The organism is Rheinheimera tangshanensis (assembly GCF_014645135.1).
GTDB classification, from domain to species: Bacteria; Pseudomonadota; Gammaproteobacteria; order Enterobacterales; family Alteromonadaceae; genus Pararheinheimera; species Pararheinheimera tangshanensis.
Genome location: NZ_BMLH01000001.1, coordinates 682,820 through 702,109, shown reverse-complemented (window position 1 = coordinate 702,109; position 19,290 = coordinate 682,820). Strand labels below are relative to the sequence as shown.

At 47.5% G+C, this 19,290-nt stretch carries 15 protein-coding genes and 1 other RNA gene; 9 read left to right on the top strand and 7 right to left on the bottom strand.

All coding sequences use genetic code 11. The features are described 5' to 3' along the window. Positions 1-48: 48 nt before the first annotated feature. Together recN and IEW88_RS03150 are read left to right on the top strand one after the other, a co-directional pair. Complete coding sequence (gene recN / locus IEW88_RS03155) at positions 49-1,716, top strand: DNA repair protein RecN (RefSeq protein ID WP_147902784.1); 1,668 nt, start codon at positions 49-51, stop codon at positions 1,714-1,716. A gap of 127 nt (positions 1,717-1,843) precedes the next feature. Next, positions 1,844-2,194, top strand: coding sequence for an outer membrane protein assembly factor BamE (locus tag IEW88_RS03150; RefSeq protein WP_147902785.1), 351 nt, complete (start codon positions 1,844-1,846; stop codon positions 2,192-2,194). A 71-nt stretch (positions 2,195-2,265) separates the two neighbouring features. Here the strand turns inward: IEW88_RS03150 and IEW88_RS03145 are convergent, their stop codons facing one another. Together IEW88_RS03145 and IEW88_RS03140 are read right to left on the bottom strand one after the other, a co-directional pair. Beyond that, a complete protein-coding gene (locus IEW88_RS03145; protein ID WP_053425307.1) occupies positions 2,266-2,628 on the bottom strand; it encodes an RnfH family protein in 363 nt (120 codons plus the stop codon). After that, entirely contained in the window at positions 2,615-3,064 is a 450-nt protein-coding gene (locus IEW88_RS03140; RefSeq protein ID WP_053425306.1) for an SRPBCC family protein, read from the bottom strand. Before IEW88_RS03140 ends, IEW88_RS03145 begins: the two co-directional genes overlap by 14 nt. 118 nt (positions 3,065-3,182) lie before the next feature. On the opposite strand from IEW88_RS03140, the gene smpB reads away from it, so the two are divergent. Then, entirely contained in the window at positions 3,183-3,665 is a 483-nt protein-coding gene (gene smpB, locus IEW88_RS03135) for an SsrA-binding protein SmpB (RefSeq protein ID WP_053425305.1), read from the top strand. 155 nt (positions 3,666-3,820) lie between these two features. Further along, positions 3,821-4,180: a transfer-messenger RNA gene (ssrA, locus tag IEW88_RS03130) on the top strand. 420 nt (positions 4,181-4,600) lie between these two features. On the opposite strand, the gene IEW88_RS03125 is transcribed toward ssrA, so the two are convergent. After that, entirely contained in the window at positions 4,601-5,497 is an 897-nt protein-coding gene (locus IEW88_RS03125; RefSeq protein WP_147902786.1) for a carboxylesterase family protein, read from the bottom strand. A 252-nt stretch (positions 5,498-5,749) separates the two neighbouring features. Between IEW88_RS03125 and IEW88_RS03120 the strand changes: the two genes are divergently transcribed. Next, entirely contained in the window at positions 5,750-9,604 is a 3,855-nt protein-coding gene (locus IEW88_RS03120) for a PAS domain S-box protein (RefSeq protein WP_147902787.1), read from the top strand. Positions 9,605-9,647: 43 nt separating this feature from the next. Here IEW88_RS03120 and IEW88_RS03115 read toward each other — a convergent pair whose 3' ends face one another. From IEW88_RS03115 to IEW88_RS03105, 3 genes are all read right to left on the bottom strand, one after another. Then, entirely contained in the window at positions 9,648-11,303 is a 1,656-nt protein-coding gene (locus IEW88_RS03115; RefSeq protein ID WP_147902788.1) for a diguanylate cyclase, read from the bottom strand. A 158-nt stretch (positions 11,304-11,461) separates the two neighbouring features. After that, a complete protein-coding gene (locus IEW88_RS03110) occupies positions 11,462-12,721 on the bottom strand; it encodes an ABC transporter permease (RefSeq protein ID WP_147902789.1) in 1,260 nt (419 codons plus the stop codon). Next, positions 12,715-13,410 (bottom strand): ABC transporter ATP-binding protein, encoded by a 696-nt coding sequence (locus tag IEW88_RS03105; RefSeq protein ID WP_147902790.1) that lies wholly within the window; start codon positions 13,408-13,410, stop codon positions 12,715-12,717. The genes IEW88_RS03110 and IEW88_RS03105 overlap by 7 nt, the downstream gene beginning before the upstream one ends. A gap of 67 nt (positions 13,411-13,477) precedes the next feature. On the opposite strand from IEW88_RS03105, the gene IEW88_RS03100 reads away from it, so the two are divergent. Then, on the top strand, positions 13,478-14,035 hold the full coding sequence (locus IEW88_RS03100) for a DUF3299 domain-containing protein (protein WP_147902791.1): 558 nt from the start codon (positions 13,478-13,480) through the stop codon (positions 14,033-14,035). A gap of 107 nt (positions 14,036-14,142) precedes the next feature. Here IEW88_RS03100 and IEW88_RS03095 read toward each other — a convergent pair whose 3' ends face one another. Next, positions 14,143-14,685, bottom strand: a complete 543-nt coding sequence (locus tag IEW88_RS03095) for a ZrgA family zinc uptake protein (protein ID WP_147902792.1) — start codon at positions 14,683-14,685, stop codon at positions 14,143-14,145. A gap of 198 nt (positions 14,686-14,883) precedes the next feature. Between IEW88_RS03095 and IEW88_RS03090 the strand changes: the two genes are divergently transcribed. From IEW88_RS03090 to IEW88_RS03080, 3 genes are read left to right on the top strand one after another with little or no spacing between them, the layout of a single operon-like run. Further along, complete coding sequence (locus IEW88_RS03090) at positions 14,884-16,407, top strand: cryptochrome/photolyase family protein (protein WP_147902793.1); 1,524 nt, start codon at positions 14,884-14,886, stop codon at positions 16,405-16,407. Further along, complete coding sequence (locus IEW88_RS03085) at positions 16,404-17,747, top strand: FAD-binding domain-containing protein (protein WP_147902794.1); 1,344 nt, start codon at positions 16,404-16,406, stop codon at positions 17,745-17,747. Before IEW88_RS03090 ends, IEW88_RS03085 begins: the two co-directional genes overlap by 4 nt. Then, the gene (locus IEW88_RS03080) at positions 17,744-19,261 is read left to right on the top strand and encodes a cryptochrome/deoxyribodipyrimidine photo-lyase family protein (protein WP_185148503.1); all 1,518 of its coding nucleotides are present in this window, start codon (positions 17,744-17,746) and stop codon (positions 19,259-19,261) included. The genes IEW88_RS03085 and IEW88_RS03080 overlap by 4 nt, the downstream gene beginning before the upstream one ends. The last annotated feature ends 29 nt before the right edge of the window (positions 19,262-19,290 follow it).

Sequence of the window (19,290 nt, the reverse complement as noted above, 5' to 3'; positions counted from 1 at the left end):
AGAATTACTGTATAAATTAACAGTTATTCAGTATAAGGGAGTTGGACCATGCTCAACCATCTGCATATCAGCAACTTTGCCATAGTACGCGCGCTGGAACTCGACTGGCGTGGTGGCATGACCACCATTACCGGCGAAACAGGCGCAGGTAAATCTATAGCTTTGGATGCCTTGTCCTTGTGTTTAGGCGACCGTGCCGATGGTTTAGTGGTTCGCCCCGGTTGTGATAAAGCCGATATAGTGGCTACGTTTGATATCAGTCAGTTAGCTGCCGCTCAGCACTGGCTGGCTGAACAAGATCTCGCCATGGGTAACGAATGTATAGTGCGCCGTGTGGTGGGCAGCGAAGGCCGCTCCCGTGGTTATATAAATGGCGTGCAGGTACCTGCGCAGCAACTCAAAGCACTGGGACATCACCTGCTGAGCATTCATGGCCAGCATGCACATCAACTGTTATTAAAATCGGATCATCAGCGCCAGTTACTGGACGCTTATGCCAATACTCAATCCGCTTTAGCTGACTGTCGTCATTACTGGAAAGCCTGGCAACAGTTGAAACAGGAATATGGCGAACTACAAAGCAGTCAGCAGCAACGTGAAGCACAGCGTCAGTTATTGGAATACCAGGTGGCTGAGCTGGATCAATTTGCGCCGGGCGCGGATGAATTTGCCGAGTTGGAAACTGAACATCAGCGTTTAAGTAATAGTCACAGTCTAATTCAGGCCAGCCAACAGACGTTACAATTGGTCTATGAGGATGAAGAAGCCAACAGCTATCGCTTATTAAGCCATGCCTGCCAGCAACTGGACGACTATATCGACGTCGATCCGGCTTTAGCCCCTATTCATCAGATGCTAAGTGAAGCTTTAGTACAAATTGAAGAAGCTGGCCGCGAATTACGCCGTTACAGCGAAAAAGTAGATATAGACCCAGAGCGTTTAGCAGAAATTGATCAGCGTCTGGGCCTATGGCTCAGTTTAAGCCGTAAACATCAAATTCCAAACGACCAGCTGGCCTTGTTCCACCAGCAATTGTCCCAGCAGTTGTCAGAACTGGCAGGCGATGATGAGCGTATCGTTGAACTCCAGCTTGAAATTCAGCAGGCCCAACAGCTGTATTGTAAGGCCGCAGAAATAGTCTCTGAATTGCGTAAATCAGCTGCTTTGGAGCTGTCCGACAAAATTGCCCGCAGCATGGCAGAACTCAGCATGGCTAACGGCAAATTTTTTATCGCCGTGGAAAGTGTCGGGATAGAAAAAGCCAACGCATCCGGCTGGGATCAGGTCGATTTTCTGGTCAGCACCAACCCGGGCCAACCTTTACAGGCGCTGCACAAAGTCGCGTCTGGTGGCGAACTATCCCGTATCAGTCTGGCCATTCAGGTCATTCTGGCTGGTAAAGTAACCACTCCTACATTAATTTTCGATGAGGTAGATGTAGGCATCAGCGGCCCTGTGGCTGCGGGTGTAGGTCGATTATTACGCCAGTTGGGTGAATCCACTCAAGTGATTTGTGTCACTCACTTGCCACAAGTCGCCAGCCAGGGACATCACCAATTGTTTGTTGAAAAATACACTGACGGTATAGCCACCGAAACCCGTATTCGTGAACTGGCAGACGAAGAGCGGGTACAGGAAATAGCACGTTTACTGGCGGGTGAAAATGTCAGCGCCAATGCAATTGCCAATGCACGTGAGTTGTTATGTGCGCCTTAAAACTGATTTGTAGCAATTATTTTTAACAGGTACGAACTTAGCCAGCACACTTAGGTCTGATTAAGGCTTTAATTTCAGCCCATGCTTGCGGTATGATGCCGTCAGACTTATTCAGATGAAGAGACAGATGAAAGCAGTAGTGAAAACGGCCCTTGTGTTGGCCACAGCATTGACTCTGGGAGCTTGTAGCAGTTGGATTTACCGGATTGACGTGCCACAAGGCAACTTTCTGGAACAAAAAGATATCGATAAACTGCGTGTTCAAATGACCAAAGAGCAGGTTCGCTTTGTGTTAGGCAACCCTGTTGCTGAAAACGCATTTGACGACGACATCTGGCATTATTTTTATGCGTTAAAAGGTGGTCGTGGTGAAAACTTTGAAAAACAGATGGTCGCTCAATTTAAAGACGACAAATTAGTTGATATCACTGGTGATTTCAAAAAGCCAGAAAACTTCAATACACCGCTGGATAAATAACTTTTTGGCTGGGTCAGAGTTTCCACTCTGACCCCTTCATCATGACTTCGGTGTAACCTTCTACCTATCCATCAACTGTCAGACTGTGGCTCAGAATCATGATTCTGCACCTGCGCCCTGCCACCCGTTGTTTTGTTTGCTCTGCCTTCGTCTTTGGCTTTTTCAGCACGGCGACGGCGCATATCTTTTGGATCAGCAATTAAAGGCCGGTAAATCTCAATGCGATCACCCGCTTTAGGCACTTCATTCAGTTTGCAGGTCCGGCTCCAGATCCCCACTTTATTCTGACTTAAATCAATTTCTGCATGACTGGATAAAATGCCTGACTGCTGAATGATCTGCTCTACAGTAGATGCAGCATCCACAGTTAAACTCAACAAACTTTGTTTCGCCGGCGTGGCATAAGCCAGCTCGACAGCTTTAGTTTCCGCCATGTTGTTCTCCGTACACTTGTTTTGCTCTTTGCGTAAAGGCACCTACCATAGCGGCCGTTAACTCATTAAAAATTTTACCAAAAGCAAACTCGACTATTTTATTAGAAAACTCAAAATCCAACGACAACACCACCTTACACGCCTCATCACTCAAGGGTACAAAGGTCCAGCCACCGGACAAAGCTTTAAAAGGGCCGGACTCCAGTTGCATTTGAATTTGTGAATTGGTCACTAGCGTATTTCGGGTGGTGAACTCCTGACTGATACCGGCTTTTTTTACCTGTAACTTAGCCAGCATCTGGTCAGCAGATTGCTGCAAAATTTGTGCTTTGGCACAACCGGGTAAAAATTCCGGATAACGTGGCACGTCGTTCACCAGCTCAAACATCTGGCGCGCGCTGTAAAAAACCAGTGCGCTGCGCTCAATTTGTGGCATACTCTCTCCCCTTAATGCAGGCGGCGATTGTAACAGAATTAGCCGTAGCCTCAATGTCCCAGGCGCAAGCCTTTTGCCATTAAATTCCTTGGCTTTTAAGAGTTATTCGTTCGCAAAGATGAGCAAAAAACAAAGCAGCAAAAATCAGGGCGGCACCATAGCCCAAAATAGAAAAGCACGACACGACTATTTCCTCGAGGAGCGTTTCGAAGCAGGTATGTGCCTGCAAGGCTGGGAAATAAAGAGTATTCGTGAAGGTAAAGTCAATTTATCTGACTCCTATGTCATTATAAAAGATGGCGAGGCTTTTTTAATTGGTGCACAAATTCAGGCGCTGCACAGCGCGTCATCCCATGTAGTTTGTGATCCAGAGCGCTCGCGCAAGCTGTTGCTGAACAAACGTGAACTGAACAAACTGGTCGGTAAAAAAGAACAGGACGGCTACACCTTAATAGCCACCTCCATGTACTGGAAAGCCTGTTGGGTAAAACTGGAATTCCATCTGGCCAAAGGTAAAAAACACTTTGATAAACGCGATGACATCAAAGACAGAGACTGGTCACGTGAAAAAGAACGAATGATGAAGCACAGCAAAAGATAACTTTTGCCTTTGGCCTTGAGATTGTTCAATTCATCACCATATAAGTAAATAACAGTGAAATGCAGCAAGAAAACTCCAGTCTTCACCTTGCTGCCTTGCACTGCAGAGCGTAGAATGCGCTCAACACAGAAGTGTTCAGAAGTACTAAAGAATTCGGGGCCGATACTGGATTCGACGGGATTCACGAACTCTTAGGTGCATGCCGAGGTGCGGTAGGCCTCGTAAAAAAGCCGCAAACTAGTAGTCGCAAACGACGAAACTTACGCACTCGCTGCCTAATAAGCAGTAGAGCGCTCTTCCCCTCACGCATGCCTATAAGCTGAGACTCTGGAAGATCACCCCTAATAGGATCGCATGGCGGCTTTGTCTGGAGCCAAGATGCTAAAACCAATCAGACTCGCCCGACGATAGCCTGCCAGCTGGCGCTCATAGGGTTAACTAAATAACTGGATAAGCATGTAGTACCGACGATCTAGGTTTTTCGGACGGGGGTTCAAATCCCCCCGGCTCCACCAATAAAGCAAAAGGCCACCGCAAGGTGGCCTTTTGCTTTATTGTGGTTTCACGGTGGACGCGAAGCGCCGTTTGGGGTTCAGCCGGAGCTTGCGCAGCAAGCGGAGACAACGCCCAAAGGGCGGCCTCTCGTTGTCAAACGAGAGGTGAGCGGCAAAGCCGCGAATAAATCCCCCCAACTATCCCACCACCGCAAGGTGGCCTTTTGCTTTATTGTGGTTTCACGGTGGACGCGAAGCGCCGTTTGGGGTTCAGCCGGAGCTTGCGCAGCAAGCGCAGACAACGCCCAAAGGGCGGCCTCTCGTTGAAAACGAGAGGTGAGCGGCAAAGCCGCGAATAAATCCCCCCAACTATCCCACCACCGCAAGGTGGCCTTTTGCTTTATTGTGGTTTCGCGGCGGACGCGAGAGACGAACAAAACCCTACTTCCCCTGCCCCAGCAACCAACCATAAATATCCCAGCCTTCGTACACTTGTCGCCAGGCGTCGTGTTCGGCCTGTTCCAGCATACTAAAACGTACATTGGTGTGGCCAAGCTGGCGCAGCTTCTCTATGCCTGGGTAGATATTATCTTTATTGATCGCCGAATCCCGGCCTGCAGCAATAACCCATAAAGGTAATTTAGCTGCAGCTAGAGGCGGCATTAAATCCGGGTGACCCCAGGCCACAACAGGAGCAGCGGCTGCAAATAAATCAGGGTGTTTGCTGGCCATATACCAGGTGCCAAAACCACCGTAACTGATGCCCGAGATATAACGTCTTTTGGTGTCCGTATTGTATTTTTTATCCACAGTCGCCAGCATGGCCAGCAAGTCCTGTTCAGCCTTCTCCCAGCCATTTGGTAATAACACGGGCACTTGCGACATATCTGCTACAGCCTTGGCTGGCACTATGGCTTTGTCCGACGGGAACATCATAGGCCGTGGTGGTACCCCATCCGCTAAGCGTTTTGGAATATCAGTTTTGCTACGGTTGGCGATATAAGGCAGCTTACCCATATCAAACATATGCAATTGCGGCACTATCATAATAAAAGGCAGGTCGCGTTTTTGTATCCAGGCTTCGTATAAAGGACCGTGGATTAGAGTGTAATCCAGCTCGTCCAGGCCATTGCCCCGCTCACCATTGCCATGTAAAAACAGCAGAACCGGCCATTTTTGTGCTGCTTTTTGGTCATAACCTTGCGGCAAATAGACAAAATACTGCCGTTTTAAACCGTCGACAGCGCTTTGATAATCCGCTCTGAGTAGCTGCGCTTCTGAAGCGGTTGCAGCTGTGATAAATAAGGCTGCATACACACATAGAATTCTGAATAACATAATCACTCCTGTCTGATCCAATAACTCAAATCTTATGCTCGCCGACTTTAACTCCTTTGTCACCCATACTTTCACCAACTACGAAAATGAATCGGCTGCTCAGACAGTAGTTCTGGTCAGAGTTTTTGATAGTTCACTACGCCCGCCCAATCCATCTGAAAACATTAAATACCTGCTTTGTTTCAGCTTTTTCTTTAAAAGCTTTTAAATTAACAGTTACACTCTATCCACAGTCATTGTCTGGAATGTGTTATGCGGGCAGCTTTACCTCCCAATGAAACAGAACGTTTAGCGACATTGCATGCGTTGAATATCCTCGATACTGCGCCTGAAGCAGCTTTTGACGCACTGGTACAACTGGCAAGTTATATATGCCAGACTCCTTGCGCTGTGCTGACGCTGATAGACAAAGACAGGCAATGGTTTAAAACAAAAATCGGCTTTGATCATCATCAAACACACCGCGATATCTCCTTTTGTGCCCATAGTATTTTGCAGCCTAATGCACTCACTTATGTGCCGGATGCGACGCAGGATCCACGTTTTTCAGACAATCCTGATGTCACTAAACCAGATGGTATACGGATGTATGCCGGTGCTCCCCTGACCTTAAGCAATGGTGTTGTGCTGGGTACATTATGTGTAGTGGACAGCAAAGTGCGAGAACTGACCGCAGAGCAACAACAAAGTCTGGCCTTGTTGGGGTTGCAGGCGGTGCAATTATTGGAAGCACGGCAAAAAGCAGAACAGCATTACAAGCAACAACGCACGTTAGAAACCGTGATCAATCATGCACCTGTGCTGTTAGGACAAATTGACACTCATTTTCGTTATATCTTTTGTAACCACAAGTATGCAGAGTGGTTTGGCATAGCACCTCAAGTAGCCGTAGGTAAAACTATTGTCGAAGTTTTTGGTGAAGAAGCTTTTCTCAATGCCAAACCCTCTTTAGAACTCTGCCTGACAGGAGAGACTGTCACTTTTCAGGCCAAACCTGCCAACGGTCAAATCTTCGATGTGAACTTCGTGCCTCAAAAAAATCGTCAGGGTAAGGTAGAAAGTATCATCATTATTGCAGCAAATGTCACCGAAGTTCACCAACAACAAATACAATTAAAACAAGAACATGATCGAATGGATGCCATCATTAACGGCTCAAATCTCGGCACCTGGGAGTGGAATATACAGACAGGTACCACCATCTACAATGCACGCTGGTTTGAACTTTTAGGGATGTCGCAACAAGCGACCACCTCGATCGATTTGTGGGCCAGCCTGCTGCATCCGGATGATCTGATTCAATCAAAACACATACTGGCGCAGCATTTCTCAAAAGCGACCGCCTATTACGATACTAAATTCAGGATGAAGCATCAGAACGGCCACTGGGTATGGATCCATGCCATAGGCAAGGTGATGAACTGGACCGCCGATGGTCAACCCTTATTGATGTTTGGTATTCATTCCGACGTGACTGAAGCCGTAGAGAAAGCAGCGGAGATCCTGGAAACCCGTTCCTGGCTGCAAGCTATGATCGATTCTTCCACTGAGGTCGCTTTGATCTCAACCGATCCTCAGGGCATCATCAGGTTATTTAATACCGGAGCAGAACGTATGCTCGGCTACAGCGCGGACGAGCTGGTCGGCCAGCATAGCCCCGCTTTATTTCATGAGCCGTCAGAAGTTAAGTCTCAGGGGCAGCTACTGAGCAAAAAGTACGGTCAACCGATCCAGGGCTTTGACACCTTTGTGCATCAGGCCCGACAAGGTCAAAACGAAACCCGCCAATGGACCTATATTTGCAAAAATGGCGATCGTAAACAAGTTCGTTTGAGTGTGTCGGCCATGAGGGATGAACACAACGCCATTCGCGGCTTTCTGGGCGTTGCCATCGATATTACTCAGCTGGAACATTTAAATCACGCCTTGCTGATGAGTGAACAGCGTTATCGCTCTATGTTGGATAACTTGCCAGGTGTAGTGTACCGATGCCGTAACGATGAATACTGGACCATGCTGTTTATCAGTGATGAGGTTTTTGCGCTGACCGGCTATCAGGCGCAACAACTGATCCGCAGCAAGGAAATCAGCTTTGCACAGTTAAATCACCCGGAGGACATGCAGCATGCTAATACCGTAGTGCAGCATGCTTTATCTAATCGCCAACGCTTTAATGTTGAATACAGGCTGAGGCACAAAGATGGCAGCTTACGTTGGGTGCAGGAGTTAGGTCAGGGTGTGTACGACGAAAAAGGCGAGTTGTTATACATAGACGGTTTTATCTGGGACGTGACGCTGCAACATGAAGCACAGCTGGCTTTAACTGCAAGCGAGCAAAAATTATCCTCACTCTACAAAATGGCACCGCTTGCCATAGCGCTGAACCGTTTTACTGATGGTGCTTTTATCGAAGCTAACCCTGAGTTTTATTGCATGTTGGGTTATCAACACACTGCTGTTGGTGTTGAGGCGTCTTTTGAAGGTGACTACGCCATGCTGGCACAGGATGCCATGGTGCAACTGCAACACAATGGTCGCTACGGTCCGCTGGAGCAGGAGCTTCGCCATCAGGATGGTCATCTGGTGCCCGTGTCTGTGACAGGGGTATTGATTCAAAATCACGAGGGCGAACAACAAATCTGGTCCATTATTCAGGACATTACTGAACGCCGTCGTATAGAACAGATGAAAAATCAATTTGTTTCTATGGTAAGTCATGAGCTACGTACCCCACTGACGTCTATTTCAGGCTCCTTGGCATTAATCACGGGGGGAGTTTTAGGAGCTGTACCTGCGGCTATGGTCCCTATGCTGGAGATAGCCAAAGATAACAGCGCCAGACTGAGTCAGTTGATTAATGATCTGTTGGATATAGATAAACTGGTTGCAGGCAAAATGCATTTTGATCTGAGTTTGTGTCTGGTCACGGATCTGCTGAAAAAATCAGTACAAAGTAACCAGCCATATGCCGATAAGTACGGCGTCCAGCTACAACTGACTGAACAACAGGAAGCCTTGGTGATGGCAGATGCCATGAGGTTTCAGCAAATTATGGCTAATTTATTGTCCAACGCAGCCAAGTTTTCGCCTGCGGGTTCAGTGGTGAAAGTACGTTCTTTGTTAAAAGATGGTCAGATCAGAATCGAAGTAGAAGACGAAGGACCTGGCATACCCACTGAGTTTAAAGCTCATATCTTTGAGAAATTTTCACAGGCCGATGGCGCCGATAGCAGACAAAGCGAAGGTACTGGCTTAGGTCTGTCGATAGTGAAAGAACTGACCGAGCACATGGCTGGTCAGGTAGGTTTTTATAATCTGTCTCCTAAGGGCAGTTGTTTTTATCTGAACTTTCCTCAAGCGCAACAAGCCAACCTGAATCAACCAAAAATACTTGTGGTGGAGGATGATCCTCAGGTTGCAGCATTTATCATGCAGCTGTTGCACACTCAAGGCTACCAAAGCCACAACGCGGCTACTCTGGCTGATGCTGTTGCTGCGTTAGACCTGGATAGCTATCAAGGCGTGACTTTGGATCTGAATTTACCTGATGGTCATGGTTCAGCTCTGTTTGCTGAACTACGACATCGTGAACGCTATCTGAGCACCCCGGTTTTGATCATCAGTTCAGAATCGAAAGACAATCATACTCAGTTGTTTGGTGGGATCCATACTCTGGATTGGCTGGATAAGCCTGTATCCCCTTCATCTCTGTTGGAAAAGCTGGAGCTGTTATTAAGAACTAGGAAAAATCAGGGTATCAAAATTCTTCATGTCGAAGATGATCTGCATTTAGGGCAAGTGCTAGCTGTACACCTGGCTGATTTCGCGTCTTCTGTACAAGCCACTAGTGTCAAATCAGCTATGCAACTGCTAAACAGTCAATGTTTTGATTTAGTCATTCTGGATATTGGTTTGCCAGATGGTTCAGGACTGGAGTTATTACCTGAGCTAGCGTTACGTCAGCCACACACACCCGTAGTGATTTGGTCAGCTCAGGAACTAAATCAAAAACAAAAACACCAGGTCGATCTGGTACTGGCTAAAAGCCGGATAGATTTACCGGCTTTGTTAGAGCAACTAAAAAGCTTGCTACCACAAGGGCTTTGATCACTCAAGGCTCGGCATGCAGAGCCTTGAGTGAGAACTCCAGCTAAGACTGTTGTTGGTAAAATTGAGTTTGGTTTCTGCCCGCATGTTTCGAGCTGTATAAGGCTTTATCAGCTTGGTCTATCAACTGATCGGTGTCATCTGTTGCTTTGGCCTGACTGATACCTGCACTGAAAGTACAGTGGAAATTGTGATAGTCGAAACTAAAAGGCAAACTGGCAAAGGATTGACGCAGCTGCTCCACCAGAGCAAAAGCCTGTTGCTGATTACAATCGGGTAAAATCAGCAAAAACTCTTCACCACCGTAACGGCCTATGATGTCGGTCTTACGAAGTTGCTGTTTTAACAGATTGGCTACACTGCTGATCACCTGATCGCCGATCAGATGGCCATAGTTGTCATTGACCTTTTTGAAGTGATCGATATCCAGCATCACTACACTTAATGGCTCACCTGTGCGCTCACTGCGCTGCAATTCATGATCTAATCGCTCTTTCACTCTGGCATGTTGCAACAAGCCAGTCAGGCTATCTTTAGTCATCATCTCAGCCAGCTGTCTGGCACGCTGTGCTCTGGCAAACACAGCTACAATCAGTGCAGTGTCTGTAATAGGCTTGGTCAGAAAGTCGTCCCCCCCTTTGACCAGCGCTGCTAACTGACGCTCACTGTCTGTTTCAGAGGACAAATAAATAATAGGTACACTTAGCCATTCATCCTGTAGGCGGATTAATTGTGCTAATTCAGGGCCTGAGCAGCCCGGCATCAGAACATCCAGTAATATGACATCGGGGCGAAAGCGATTCATTCCCTCATAAATTTGCGAAGGTTCTAACAAAATCTCAGCCCGTAATCCTGCACCTTGCAGCACCAGCGCATAATGTTCAGCGAGTAGTTGATCATCATCGACAATCAAAACCCGAAAAGCTTCACGTTGACGCACGGCCAACAAGCGCTGTAAACGCGCTTCAAGTGCGGTGGTATTGACAGGTTTTACAAAATAACCGCGAGCCCCTATTCGAACGGCCTGCAAGTGATGCTCAAAACTGTTATGACTGGTGATCACCAGCACAGGCAGCGCTTCAGTCAAGCTCTGCTGAAAAGCACTGATATATTCCAAACCGGTTTGTTCTTCACCAGGTAAGGAAATATCCAGGATCAGCGCATCAGGTAACTTTGTTTTCAGGGCCTGATCAAGTTCGACCAGACGTCTGTAACTTTGAACCTGATAACCAAAAGTGGCGAGTGTCAGAGTCAGATGATTTGCAGTTTCTTCATCATCTTCCAGCACATAAATTAAAGCCTTTTGTTCATTTAACGCATCAAGCCTGGCTGAGGTAAGGTTCATTACCTGATGCCCGCTTTGATGCGCATATTGCACCTGCTGAAAAACACTCATAAAGTTATTGATGGCAGTCAGATCAGGTGCAACATCCGCAGCAATCCAATCTTTGAGCTGTAACTCAAGATTTTTAGCCAACTTACCCAATTGAGGTAAACCAAAGGTACCAGCAGAGCCTGCCAAAGTATGGAATTTATGCTTAAGCGGCAGAATCGTTGAACGCCAGTCAGGCTGACCTGACAAGGTCACTAAGGAACTCACCTGAACAGCGAGTGCGGGAATATCGGTTTGCAGTCGCTCCATATATTGCTGATGAAGCTTGGCTAGTTGTTGTTCTAATTTAGATTGATCTGCGGTCATGCTCAGTCATAATTGATTGTAAATGCTGTTCTACTATAACAAAGGATTAAACAAATCCCAGCTACAAATACAAATTTGCCAGAAAAAACTTCACGCTATGTGCTTAAAAAAACAACAAAATTTGGGCAAAGACCATTGCGGCTTTGCCCATTGGTTGCTTAAAGTCGTACCATCAAACCTGAAGCCAGTGCTCTGCGGTAAGCTAAAAAGGCCGGAATAGCTCCTAACACCAAGGTCAATCCAAGTACAGCGCTGAGCAACCAGACCGTCTGATCATGCCAGGGATTAATGCTGATAAAAAGTCCATATTGACTGGCCAGTACCTCACGGAATCCCCAGAGCCCCGCCACTAAAACCAGCACGGCTGCCGCGATAGACAACAACGCCATCAGTAGCAACTCCAGCTCAATCAGTAAAAAAACAGTGGAGGCCGGTGCACCCACGGCTCTTAAAATTGCCATTTCACGCTGCCGTTCTTTTAAGCCAGCCAGTAAGGTGGTAACTATCCCAACCAAAGTGGCCACTATGACTAAAGCTGTAATCAGAAGCAGCATATTCTCCACCATACTGAGCATTTGCCAGAGCTCAGCTAAAGCCACACCAGGCAGAATGGCGGATAATGGCTCCCCTTTAAATTCGTTCAGCTGACGCTGTACCACAAAAGTCGCCATTTTGGCTTTTAAACCCAGCATATAAGCGGTAATCACTTTAGGTTCTAAATCCATACTCAGGCTTTGTTCAACACTAATGCCTTTACCTGGTGCTGGCATACCACCGCTTTGCCAGCCCAAATGGATAGCTTCGATACCTTGCAGCGGAATATGTACACTTTGATCCACCGGAGTCCCTGTTGGCGCCAGAATGCCCACCACTTCAAAGGGTTTATCTTTATGCTGAGTAAAGCTGACACTGCCAACGCCATGCGATAGGGTGATCTTTTCGCCTAGTTGATAACCCAGTTTTTGCGCTACTACTGAGCCAATCACCGCCTGATACACACCTGCAAACACCTTGCCCTGAGCCAGTTTTAATGGCTGTTTTTCACCGTACTGGTAAAACTTAAAATAATCTTCGTTGGTCCCTATCACTCTGTAACCACGATGTGAGTCGCCTAATGAGATGGGAATGCTCCAGGCCACTTGCGGATGAGTTTTGACCGTCTGATAATTTTGCCAACTGATATTATTGGTGGCATTACCAATACGAAACACTGAATACAATAATAAATTCAACTGGCTGGAACGGGCACCTACAATTAAATCCGTACCGGACACTGTACTGGTAAAACTACTTTTCGCCTCGTGGCGGATATGATCAATACCTAATAACAAAGCGATACTGATGGTCAGTGAAATCACCGTCATCAGTACTGTGCCTTTGCGGTTCCATAAACTGGCTCTGGCCAACTGCATTAACATGGCTGAACTCCCTGATGTAATTGTTCCATATCCAGCTCGAAGTGAAAATACGAGCGTAAAGCAGGATCATGACTGACGAAAATCACCGTAGTGCCACAAAGTTCAGCCTCACTGAGCATCAACTGCATAAAACTGTCCCTGTGTTTATGATCCAAAGCCGAGGTTGGTTCATCCGCAATTAATAAAGCCGGCTGGCTTAGCAGAGCTCTGGCTATCGCCACACGCTGCTGTTGCCCTACGCTCAGTCGGTTAGCTGGCGCTTGCCATAACTGCTGTTCTAACCCCAGTTTCTGTAATAAATACCGGGCGCGTTGCTCGGCCTGCGGAATTTTTTTGGCGAAGGCACTGACCAGCAAGACGTTTTGCAACACAGTCAAATACGGTATTAAGTTCAGCTGCTGAAAGACGACACCTATAGAAGAGGCCCGCAATTGATCCCTTTTTGCGGCGGATAACGCAGTCATCGACTGGCCTGCAATGACAATATCGCCACGCTGGCAAGGGTAAATACCTGCGAGTAAATTCAGTAAGGTGGTTTTTCCTGAACCGGATGATCCATAAATGAATAAATGCTGCCCCTGCGCTAACTTCAGCTGCGGAATGTTGAATAAAGGGGCTTGGTCCGGCCAACTGAACACTAAAGATTTGAGTTCAAGTGCCGGAATTTTCAGGTCTGTGTGCTCTGACATTACAAGGCTCATGTTATGATACGGCTTCTTTTGTGACCTTATAACATATGCAGAGGCTGAGGCTCCAATGGTTAAATCGTTATACATGGCATTAATTCTGACTTTGGTCGCATTTACTGCGTTACCAGTCAAAGCGGAAGACTATAAGGCATTGGAATGGACAGATTTATTGCCTGAAGAAGACTTGAAAAAGATGGAACAATTGCCGGAAATCAGCCACGAAGGAGGTGAAGCTCCTGCCGGTGGTGCTTTAAATCAAGCCTTTGGCAATCAGGACCCCGCAGCAGCGGCCTGGAACGAAGTATTGATGTCCGCCAATGTAAAAGCCGAACTGAATAACCAAAAAGTGAAAGTACCGGGTTTTATTGTGCCAGTGGAATACGATGCTGATCAGAATGTAACTGCATTTTTTCTGGTGCCTTATTTCGGAGCCTGTATTCACGTTCCACCACCACCGCCAAACCAGATTATTTTTGTCACCAACAAACAAAAAATCAAAGGCGACATGATTTACTCACCGTTTTGGATCAGTGGTACTTTGACTACAGAGACGATGAGCCATGATTTAGCCAAATCAGCTTATTCGATGAAAGCTGATAAAATCGAAGAATATACTTACGAGTAGGTTTGGTCCTTATCCGACTAAAAAACCGGCTCAGGCCGGTTTTTTAGTGGGATGGACGGCATGTCGCAACAATGTGGAACCTTGTAGCGACCAAATCCGCACATGCTTTATTGTGCCGTCAGCGGCAATGCTGCTGAGTCTGGCGTCCAGTCCCTGGCCCCTTGCTCACCATTGACTATCCACTGTACTGATACTTTTTCTACACCTGCTGCAATAGTGGCTAAATCCAATGTCAACGCTTGTAAACGCGCCGGGTTCTGGCAGACCAGAGTATAGTTTGCATTTAAATCTGCATGTTGTGGCTGAGTGGTGCGCTCTGCCGTTAAATCTGAACTGATGTCAGTTCCTGTCACCGTGCAGTTGGCTTGCTCATCAAAACTAAACCAGTTGGCGTTGGTAAAATCTGCAATCATTTTTTGCACCAGCTGACGCTGTGCTTCGCCTTTCGCCTGATGTTCAAAACCGACAATATTCACCGTTGGCGTTGCAAAAGCCAGCTCAGCTTCATTGCCCTCCAGCACAAAAGTTAATACGGCCTGACCATGGGTATGACTGCCATGTTCTTCATGCTGATGCTCCTGCGCTGTTGCCGAGTTGACAAACAAAGTTGCACCAAGCACTAAGCCCCATCGTCTTACTATTGTATTCATGGTTTTTGACTGCACGACCCACTACTCCAAAACAAGAAATATGTCTTTATCATAACCCCGACCTTTGGAAGATATCTGTTTTGCCACCGCCTTCTGCCGCAGTTTTTTGTTAATTCAACGGTATCACAGCTTTCGTCTTGTCATTGATCTGTTCCAGGGCCAGCGCCGTATCAAAAAACAAAATAATGGTAATGAGTCATGGCAAAGTTAATTCTGGTATTAGGTGATCAACTCAGTCCTGCACTGTCGAGTTTACGTGACGTGCAACCCCAAGACCGGGTCCTGATGGCTGAAGTCGCCAGCGAGGCCAACTACACCCCACACCACAAACAAAAAATCGTGCTGATTTTCAGCGCAATGCGGCATTTTGCCTCTGTATTGCAACAACAGGGGATCCAGGTCAGTTACATCGACTATCAGCAAAAAGTCAGCAGTCTGACCGAAGCTGTGGCGATAGAGCTATCCCGTTATCCAGAGTTGCAGCAAATTTGTATCACCGAATGCGGCGAATACAGGCTGGAGCAAGAGATTTTAAGCTGGCAAATGCAATTTCAGCGCCCTGTAGTGCTGATGGAGGATGATCGTTTTATTGCCAGTAAAGCCATGTTTCAACACTGGGCGCAGGATAGAAAACAGTATCGGATGGAGTATTTCTACCGAGAAATGCGGCGTTACACAGGCCTTTTAATGCAGGACGGTTTGCCGGTAGGTGGACAGTGGAATTTTGATGCCAGTAACAGAAAAGCCATGTCGGCGAAACAGCAGTTGCCACCAATACTTAAATTTGAACAGGACGATATCACCAGAGAGGTTATCGCTTTAGTTCAACAGCAATTTCCGAACAATATGGGCAACGCAGAGCATTTTAGCTACGCGGTGACCGGCAAGCAGGCTCGTCAGGCATTTTTGCATTTTGTTGAGCATCAGCTACCACTTTTTGGTGATTATCAGGATGCGATGCAACTGGACGAACCTCATCTGTTCCACAGTATTTGCTCCATGTATCTCAATTGTGGTTTGTTGGATGTGCGCTGGGTCTGCCAGAAAGTAGAACTCGCTTACAAAGAAGGCAAAGTGCCACTGAACGCCGCTGAGGGTTTTATTCGCCAATTGATTGGCTGGCGTGAATTTGTCCGGGGTTTGTACTGGTTGCTGATGCCGGAGTATAAAGAACGTAACTTCTTAAATGCTCAAACCGCTTTGCCCGGCTATTACTGGACGGCGCAGACGAAAATGCGCTGTATGCAACAAGCCATCAGCCACACCATAGAACATGCCTATTCGCATCATATTCAGCGTCTGATGGTCACAGGTAACTTTGCACTTCTGGCTGGTTTGTCTGTTGATGAGATCTGCAATTGGTATCTGGCTGTGTATGCCGACGCCTATGAATGGGTTGAACTGCCCAACACACTGGGGATGGCCTTGTTTGCCGATGAAGGTGTCTTGGCGTCCAAACCTTATGCAGCCAGTGGTAAATATATTCAGCGCATGAGTAATTACTGCAAAAGCTGCAGTTACGATGTCGCTGAAACCACCAGCCCCACGGCCTGTCCTTTTAATGCTTTGTACTGGAATTTCCTCGAGCGTAATCAGGCGTTATTATCCGGCAATGCCCGAATGCAGCTGAGTTATCAGAACTGGTACCGTAAATCGGATGAAGAACGTGCGCAAATTACCGAAAAAGCTCAGCAGTTGTTGATCCATCTGGAGCAATTATGAAACGCGCTTTGGTGTTGTTCAACCAGGCCCTGCGCTGGCACGACAATCTGCTGCTGTCAGAACACGCCTACTTCGATCAGCTAATTGCCGTTGTTGTGTTAGACCCCGCCGAATATTTGACTGAACAATATGGTATCAAACGCGCCAGTGCACAGCGTCTGCAGGCTCAATTAAAACTGCTGCTGGATTGGCAACAGCAATGGCAGCAAAAACAGTTGGTGCTGCACCTTCGTATTGGCGACACCACAAGCTGTCTGCTGCAATTAGCTCAGCAGTATCAGGCTCAAAGCCTGATTGCAGCAGAGCCCACTGCACCGGAACAATACCAACAACTAAAGAGCACAGGCTTAGCGCTCAGGTTGTATGACATCAATAGCTTGTTGCAGCACCAGCTCAGACCAGATTTAGCCTCATTACCTAAAAGTTTTTCAGCCTTTAGAAAGCAGCGCGAGCCCGAACTGCTGGTGCAGCGACCACTACAACTAAAGTTTTCCGGGCAGTTTTATGGTGAAACAAAGCTGGCTCTGGATACAGTCTCAGCTGATTTTATCAGTCGCTACCACACTCCGACTGCGGCTTTACTGAATGAAGCGGCGGCTCTGGAGCGTTTGACGAAATTTATCTGGCAGCAACGCGCAGTTCTTCATTACAAGCAAAGCCGTGATGCTTTGGATGGAGACTGGAACAGCAGCTTGTGGTGTTTTTATTTAGCCAATGGCAGTTTATCGCCCTGTTATGCCTGGCAACAGGTCGTGGATTTTGAACAACAGCAGATGGCGAATGAATCAACCTATTGGATCCGCTTTGAGCTGTTATGGCGTGAATATTTCCGCTGGCAGATGCGTCAGCACAATAGCGCCTGGTTTAGTAAAAATGCCTTTCGTCCACCGCTGGATTTTTCTGCACCTATCCCGGATAAGCGTTTTGAACTCTGGTGCAAGGGCCAGACAGGCCTGCCTTTGGTCGATGCCAATATCCAAATGTTGTTGCATACCGGCTGGATGTCGAATCGTGGCCGGCAGAATGTCGCCAGTTATCTTATTTTTGAATTGCAGCAAGACTGGCGTTTGGGGGCCGCTTTTTTTGAGCAGCATTTACTGGATTATGATTGCGCCAGCAACTGGTGTAACTGGGCTTATATCGCCGGTGTTGGCAATAGCGGCGCCAGGCAGTTTAACCTGATCAAACAGGCCTTAACTCACGATCCGCACGGTGATTTTGTTCGCCATTGGCTACCGGAAAAAACCACAGCAGGCGCTTTGGTGCATTGGCCTGAGGCTAAAGTCCAGCTGCAGGACTTCTGGTTACCTTTTCTTAAGCAGCTCAAGAGTAAAGCATGATCAGTCTGGTCTGGTTTAAGCGTGATTTGCGTATCCATGACCATGGCCCTTTGACAGAGGCGGCACGGCAAGGCGCTGTCTTGCCTTTGTATATTGTTGAGCCTGATTATTGGCAACAACCTGATACCTCAGTACGGCAATGGCTGTTTATCGAGCAAAGCCTGCAACTGCTGGACCAACAGCTGACAGCCTTGGGTCAACCTTTGTTTGTGATCAAAGGCCCGGCCACGCAAGTGATCCGGCAGTTGTGTCAGGAATTTCCGATCACTCAGGTATTGAGCCATGAAGAAACCGGCAACTTATGGACTTTTCAGCGCGATTTGGCGGTGAAACAACTGCTGAAAGAACTGGCGGTCCCATGGCGTGAGTATCGTCAGCATGCGGTGTTTCGGGCTTTAAATAACAGAGACCTATGGGCTGAACAAGCCGATCAGTATTTATCCGGCGCTTTGTTTCAGCCCCCTGCGTCATTAGATTTTTTAGCTGCAGGCCGCCAGTTGCTGCAGCCCTTCCGGCCACAAAGAGTGCTGGATTTGCCCCCTTGTCGTCAGGGACAAAACGCTTTTGCTTTGCAAAATACAACGCAAAGCTTTTTTAGCCACAGAGCCAAAGACTACAGCCGGCATATTTCATTACCTGACAAAGCACTGCACAGCAGCTCACGGCTCAGTCCTTATCTGGCTTATGGTCAATTGAGTTTAAGAGCCTTGCAGCAGCAGACCTTGCGCAGCATCAAGCAGCAACCAGCCTTGAGTTTTGGTTTATCGTCTTTTTACAGCAGATTGCGCTGGCATTGTCATTTTATTCAGAAACTGGAATCCGATCCGCTGATCGAAACCGAAGCGCTGCATCCGGGGTATGCCAGGCTACGTAAGCAGGATTTTAACAGTGACTGGTTTTGGGCCTGGTCGCATGGGTATACCGGTTATCCGCTGATTGATGCCTGCATGCGCAGCTTACTCGCCACAGGCTGGCTGCATTTTCGTGCCCGTGCCATGTTAGTGGCCTTTGCCTGTTATCACTTATGGCTGGATTGGCGACCCGTGGCATTGCATCTGGCTCAGTGTTTTGTTGACTATGAACCGGGCATTCATTACCCGCAAATTCAGATGCAGGCTGGTACAACGGGCATCAATCCTAACCGGATGTACAATCCTGTGCTGCAAAGCCAGCAAAAAGATCCACAAGGACACTTTATCAGGCGCTGGTGCCCGGAACTGACTTTATTGCCCGACAGCTGGCTGCATCAACCCTGGTTGATGCCTTTGTCGTTACAACAGCAATATGCCTGTGTGCTGGGCCGAGATTACCCTCTACCTGTTGTTGATTTACAACAGGCTATGCGACTGGCTAAACAGCGCCTGACGGAATGCAAACAACAGCAGGATCAGAGCTGGTGGCGCGAGCAAAAACGTCAGGTCGTACAGCGCCATGCCAGCAGGAAAAGGCCATCAAAGCGCAAAACAAAATCGGCTAACTCGAGGGCGCAGCTGGACCTTGATCTGAACGAATGACACACCAGCTGGTCAATTTAAGTTAAGCT

Coding starts and splice junctions, on each gene's coding strand:
- smpB (WP_053425305.1), top strand. CDS start 3,183: ATGAGCAAAAAACAAAGCAGCAAAAATCAGGGCGGCACCATAGCCCAA.
- IEW88_RS03150 (WP_147902785.1), top strand. CDS start 1,844: ATGAAAGCAGTAGTGAAAACGGCCCTTGTGTTGGCCACAGCATTGACT.
- IEW88_RS03095 (WP_147902792.1), bottom strand. CDS start 14,685: ATGAATACAATAGTAAGACGATGGGGCTTAGTGCTTGGTGCAACTTTG.
- IEW88_RS03085 (WP_147902794.1), top strand. CDS start 16,404: ATGAAACGCGCTTTGGTGTTGTTCAACCAGGCCCTGCGCTGGCACGAC.
- IEW88_RS03145 (WP_053425307.1), bottom strand. CDS start 2,628: ATGGCGGAAACTAAAGCTGTCGAGCTGGCTTATGCCACGCCGGCGAAA.
- IEW88_RS03110 (WP_147902789.1), bottom strand. CDS start 12,721: ATGTTAATGCAGTTGGCCAGAGCCAGTTTATGGAACCGCAAAGGCACA.
- IEW88_RS03140 (WP_053425306.1), bottom strand. CDS start 3,064: ATGCCACAAATTGAGCGCAGCGCACTGGTTTTTTACAGCGCGCGCCAG.
- IEW88_RS03115 (WP_147902788.1), bottom strand. CDS start 11,303: ATGACCGCAGATCAATCTAAATTAGAACAACAACTAGCCAAGCTTCAT.
- IEW88_RS03100 (WP_147902791.1), top strand. CDS start 13,478: ATGGTTAAATCGTTATACATGGCATTAATTCTGACTTTGGTCGCATTT.
- IEW88_RS03080 (WP_185148503.1), top strand. CDS start 17,744: ATGATCAGTCTGGTCTGGTTTAAGCGTGATTTGCGTATCCATGACCAT.
- IEW88_RS03125 (WP_147902786.1), bottom strand. CDS start 5,497: ATGTTATTCAGAATTCTATGTGTGTATGCAGCCTTATTTATCACAGCT.
- IEW88_RS03120 (WP_147902787.1), top strand. CDS start 5,750: ATGCGGGCAGCTTTACCTCCCAATGAAACAGAACGTTTAGCGACATTG.
- recN (WP_147902784.1), top strand. CDS start 49: ATGCTCAACCATCTGCATATCAGCAACTTTGCCATAGTACGCGCGCTG.
- IEW88_RS03090 (WP_147902793.1), top strand. CDS start 14,884: ATGGCAAAGTTAATTCTGGTATTAGGTGATCAACTCAGTCCTGCACTG.
- IEW88_RS03105 (WP_147902790.1), bottom strand. CDS start 13,410: ATGTCAGAGCACACAGACCTGAAAATTCCGGCACTTGAACTCAAATCT.